Source organism: Pauljensenia hongkongensis, from assembly GCF_001746855.1.
Lineage (GTDB): Bacteria > Actinomycetota > Actinomycetes > Actinomycetales > Actinomycetaceae > Pauljensenia > Pauljensenia hongkongensis.
This window is the reverse complement of the sequence record NZ_CP017298.1, coordinates 157276-162355: the sequence shown is the minus strand read 5'-3', so window position 1 is coordinate 162355 and position 5080 is coordinate 157276. Positions and strand designations below refer to the sequence as shown.

The 5080-nt window shown below is 73.5% G+C and carries 2 protein-coding genes and 1 pseudogene; all 3 read left to right on the top strand.

All coding sequences use genetic code 11. The features are described 5' to 3' along the window. Window positions 1-315, top strand: a pseudogene (locus tag BH719_RS09465) (DNA polymerase Y family protein); the annotation flags it as partial. 1044 nt (window positions 316-1359) lie between these two features. Next, entirely contained in the window at window positions 1360-4506 is a 3147-nt protein-coding gene (locus BH719_RS00725; protein ID WP_009399874.1) for a DEAD/DEAH box helicase, read from the top strand. A gap of 49 nt (window positions 4507-4555) precedes the next feature. Beyond that, window positions 4556-5041, top strand: a complete 486-nt coding sequence (locus BH719_RS00720; protein WP_034255456.1) for a GNAT family N-acetyltransferase — start codon at window positions 4556-4558, stop codon at window positions 5039-5041. Window positions 5042-5080: the final 39 nt, after the last annotated feature.

Sequence of the window (5080 nt, the reverse complement as noted above, 5' to 3'; positions counted from 1 at the left end):
CCCGCGGCACTCTACGACCAGCCGCGTCCGGCGCTCCTGCTGGGCGCGGCCCCGGGGCGCGCACCCATCGGCGTCACCGCGCGCGGACTGCTCAGCGCGGAACCGGCCCTCCTGGTCCTCGACCCGCAGGGGCGGGCCAGGACGGTTCCCGTCCGGCCACTGGCGGGCCCGTGGGCCGTCGCCGGGCGCTGGTGGGACGCGGAGGGCTCCGCCCGCGCCTACCTGCGCGTCGCACTGGAGGGGGAGGGCGGCGCGGAGGATCTGCTGCTCGTGTTCCGCGCGGGGGCCTGGGCGGTCGAGGGGGCCTACGGCTGAGGACCGGCGGTCCCTTCCGCGCGGGCCGGGGCGTCTGCAGGGTCTCGCCGTCGCGCCACTGGCCGGCCTGGTCCCTTCCGCGCGGGCCGGGGCGTCTGTGGCCATGTGCCTTCCGCGGCCACTGCGCGGTTGTGGGCGGGCGCGCCCCCGCATTGGGGTAGGCAACGGGTCATTGCGGTAGGCGCCTGTGTGCATTGGGGTAGGCAACGGGTCATTGGGGTAGGCAATTTGCCTACCCCAATAGGCAGTTTCCTGCCCCAATGTGACTCGCCAGACCCGGAGTTCGATGGGCTCGTCGCCCCCGCCCGGTGGTTTCCTGCCCCGATGCGGCTCACCGGGCCCACGACCGCACCGCCGCTGGCCATCTCCCTTTCTACTCGAATCTGTGCACACTGATTGGTCCGTGCTGTCGCGCGCGGGGAGCCTTTTCGGGCCCCTCGTGCACAGGCGCTAACCCGCACCAGCGCAGCGGAACCCGAGCGCTCCGCGCTGTCCTCACAGCAGTACCGCCCGGTCGGCGAGTACCTGGACTTGTGCGCCGTGGGTCGTCCTCACAGCAATGCTTCCGCTTTCACAGCGATACCACACTTCGCAAGCGTTATAACACTTGCAAACTGACGGTATCCCTTTGAGAACTCGACTTCGCTTGTGGAACAGCCGCCACAGGAGCCCGGCGGGCGAGGTATCCCTTTAAATGCCTGGCATCGCTTGCAAAACGAACGGTGCTCGACTCCCGACCGGCCCATTTTTCAATACAGGCCTCCGCGAGAAGGGCACTTCCTGCCAGGCACAGCCCCGAGCGGCCGATCAGTCGGCGCACAGCCCCGAGCGGGCCGCTTCGCGGCACAGAACTCCACCAGGGGACAGGGCTCCCCGCGCTTGACAGCCCTGACCTGAGATGCGCACGTGGCTGCCCCCGCCAGGGGAAAGGCTCCCCGCGCGCGACAGCACGGACCAATCAGTGTGCACAGATTCGAGTAGAAAGGGAAAGGCTCCCCGCGCCCGACGGCACAGGCCGGGCGCGACCGCGCGTAGACTGGAGGGATGCCCTCCTCCTCGTTCGCGCGCAGCATCGCCTCCCTCGACGACGACGACATCATCGCCTGCACCGGGGCCGCCGTGTGGGCGAGGGGCCTGGCCGCCTACAGGGCGGGCAAGGTCGTGGAGACCAAATGGGAGGACGGGGACCGCCTGGTCGGCCGCGTCCGCGACGGGGCCCTCACCTACAAGACGCGGATCGTCCCCCAGCCCGCCAGGCCGGGCATCTCGTGCGCCTGCCCCATCGGAGTCGACTGCGCCCACGGGGTCGCCACCGTGATCGCCTGCCGCGAGGACCTGCGCGGAAGGGCCCTGGCGGAAGAGGCGCCGTGGAAGCGGGCCCTGGCCACGATGATCGGAACGGCGGCCTCCGGGGGCGAGCCCCTGGGGCTCCTCGTCGACGCCCACGACCCCTCGGCGCCGATCTGGCTCAAGCCGCTGCGCCGTGGCGCCAGGACGGCGTGGACGGACAAGCGCGCGGGCTGGCCGGACCTGACCAACACGCGGTGGGAGTCCGTGACCGAGGGGATCAACCCCACGCACCTGTCCCTGATGCGCGAGGCCTACCGGCGCTCCCACGAGGGCGGCGCGTGGCGCTCGCGCGGCGAGGTGTCCCTGGAGTCCCTGGGGGACGGCGCCTTCGACTGGCTGCGCAGGCTCCAGCGGGCGGGGGTGGCCCTATGGGCGGGAATGGACCCCCTCACGCCGCTCGAGCTCGAGCACACGACCTGGGACGTCGACCTGGACGCCTCCCTGGGGCCGGATGCCCTGACACTGCGGGCTGTGGCCCGCGACGGCGACCGCGTCGAGCGCCTTCCCAGGATCGCGGTCGAACCCCGGCTGCTCGTCTCGAAGGGCGGCACGGCCCTGGCCAGGGTCAACGGCGTGTCCCTGCTGGACGCCCTGCCCGAGGGCGGCGCCGTGGACGTGCCCGTGGCGGACCTCGCGGAGTTCCGCGCCTCGTGGCTGCCCGGGCTGCGCAGGCGCGCCCACGTGGTCTCCCTCGACTCCACCTTCGCCGACGTGGAGGGCGCCCGCGCGGCCATCGTCGCAACCGTTCGCCTCGAGGGCGGGGACCGCGTGGCGGTGCGGTGGTGGGCGGAGTACGACTTCGGCGCCGCCCCCTCGCGCGTCCCCCTGGCCGGGGCCATGGCCTCGGACCCCGGCCTCGCCTCGCGCGCGGAGCGGATCGACGCCCTGGGCGCCCCGCTCAGCGGGGACGGGCTGTGGCGGCCGGTGCCCTCCACGGCGCGGATACCCGCGTGGAGGGCGCCCGCCTTCCTGGACGCGGCCGTGGGGGCCCTGGCCGACGCCGGCGTCGTGTGGGACATCGCCGACGAGGTGCGCCGCATCAGAGTGGACGACGACGGCATGAGGGTCACCGCGGTGGTCGATGACTCCGGTACGGACTGGTTCGGCCTGCGCCTGGAGGTCACGGTCGCGGGGGCCGCCATCGCCATGGAGGACGTCCTGGCCGCCCTGGCCAGGGGCGAGGACCACGTCCTGGTCGACGGGACGTGGGTCGCCCTGGACGGGGAGCGCGTCGAGCGCCTGCGGGCGCTGCTGGCCGAGGCGGCGGTGCTCACGGACTCCGATGCGGGCTCCCCGCGCATCAGCGCCGCCCAGGCCGGGTTGTGGGGAGCGCTCTCCGAGTCCGCGGACCACGTCCGCGCCAGCGAGCGGTGGAGACGGGCCGTCGGCCTCCTCCTGGACGGGACCGACGGCCCCTCCGGCGCGGGCCTGGCCGTCTCGCCCGCCCTCACCGCACGGCTGCGCCCCTACCAGCGGGCGGGACACGACTGGCTGACGGCGCGCGCCGGGGCCGGGCTGGGCGGCGTGCTGGCCGACGACATGGGCCTGGGCAAGACCGTGCAACTGCTGAGCGCGGTCCACTCCCTGCGCGACGCCGATCCGGAGGCGCCGCCGGTCCTCGTCGTCGCCCCCACCTCCGTGCTGGGCGCCTGGGAGGAAGAGGCGCGGCGCTTCGCCCCGGACCTGGACGCGCGCGTCGTCGCGGGCACCGCCAGGAGGCGCGGCACGAGCGTCGCCGAGGAGTGCGCGGGCGCCCACCTGGTCATCACCTCCTACACGATCGCACGCCTCGAGGCCGGTCAGTGGGCGGCCCAGGAGTTCTCGGGACTGGTCGTCGACGAGGCGCAGACGGTGAAGAACCCGCGCACCGCGGTCCACGCCGCCCTGGCAGCGGTCCGGGCCCCCTGGTGCTTCGCGGTCACGGGAACGCCCGTGGAGAACTCGGTCGCCGACCTGTGGTCGGTGCTCGCCCTGGCGTGCCCCGGGCTGCTGCCCCGGTGGGAGGTGTTCAACGAGCGGATCCGCAAGCCGGTCGAATCGGGGCGGGACCCCGCGGCCCTCGACCGGCTGCGCAGGCTGATCGCGCCCTTCGTGCTGCGCCGGACCAAGGAGGAGGTCGCCCCCGACCTGCCCGACAAGGTCGAGACGCTCGCCCGCGTGGAGCTGGGGGAGGAGCACAGGCACATCTACGAGCAGCACCTCACCCGCGAGCGCGCGAGAGCCCTGTCCCTCATGGAGGACTTCCCCCGCAACCGGATGGACGTCCTGGCGTCGATCACGCGGCTGCGGCAGCTGGCCCTGGACCCGGCCCTGGTGGACGGCGCCTACGCGCACGTGGGCTCGGCCAAGACCGAGTACCTGGTGGGCCAGCTCGTCCAGATCGTGCCCCGCGGGCACCAGGCCCTGGTCTTCAGCCAGTTCACGTCCTTCCTGGCGCGCATACGCCGCGCCCTGGAGCGCAGGGGCATCACGGTGGCGCAACTGGACGGGGCGACGCGCGGCAGGGCCCGCGTCATCGAGCGCTTCCGCAGCGGCGCAGCCTCGGTCTTCCTCATCTCCCTCAAGGCCGGGGGGACGGGGCTGACGCTCACCGAGGCGGACTACGTGTACGTCATGGACCCGTGGTGGAACCCCGCGGCCGAGGCGCAGGCGGTGGACCGGGCGCACAGGATCGGCCAGTCGAAGAAGGTCAATGTGTACCGCCTGGTCGCCGACGACACGATCGAGGCGAAGGTGGTGGAGCTGCAGGACCGCAAGCGGCGCCTGGTGTCCAAGGTGGTCGATGGCGCGGCGGCGGGCGCTTCCCTGGGCGCCGAGGACTTGCGCGCCCTGCTGGAGTAGGGTGGCGGTGTCCGCCGGGCGCGGCGGCGGAGGACGTGAGGAGGACTGCGTGGACGATGTCGAGGTGCTGGAGGGTGTGGACGGCGACGGCGCGGAGGCCCTGTGCGGTTGGGTGAACGCGCGCGGCGCGGCCTTCCTCGAGCAGTGGGCGGGCCCGGCCCTGTCCTTCCCGCTGACCCGCGGGCGCGTGGCCGCCCTGGAGGGCCTCCACTCGATCCGCTGCGGGGGCGCGTTCGTCGGCGTTGTGCAGTGGATGTCCACCGACGGGGGAGAGGCCCACATCGGGCGCTTCATCATCGACCCGGCCAGGACCGGGCGCGGCCTGGGCCGCAGGGCGCTGGAGGCCTTCCTCCGGATCGTGTTCGCCGACGAGCGCGTCTCCACCGTGTCGCTGTCGGTCTACGAGGACAACGCCGGCGCCAGGGCGCTGTACGAGAGAATGGGGTTCAGGGTGCGCGGCGCGCGTGAGGGAGCCAGGCGGGCGCTCAGGATGGAGCTGGCTCGGGGCGGGGCGGAGCCGACGCTCCCCGAGTAGCCCCCGCGGGGCCACGCCCCATGCCCTGCGCCGCGCCCG

Bases quoted from the DNA above. Each gene is read 5' to 3' on its own strand.
- BH719_RS00725 (WP_009399874.1), top strand. From the start codon at position 1,360: ATGCCCTCCTCCTCGTTCGCGCGCAGCATCGCCTCCCTCGACGACGAC.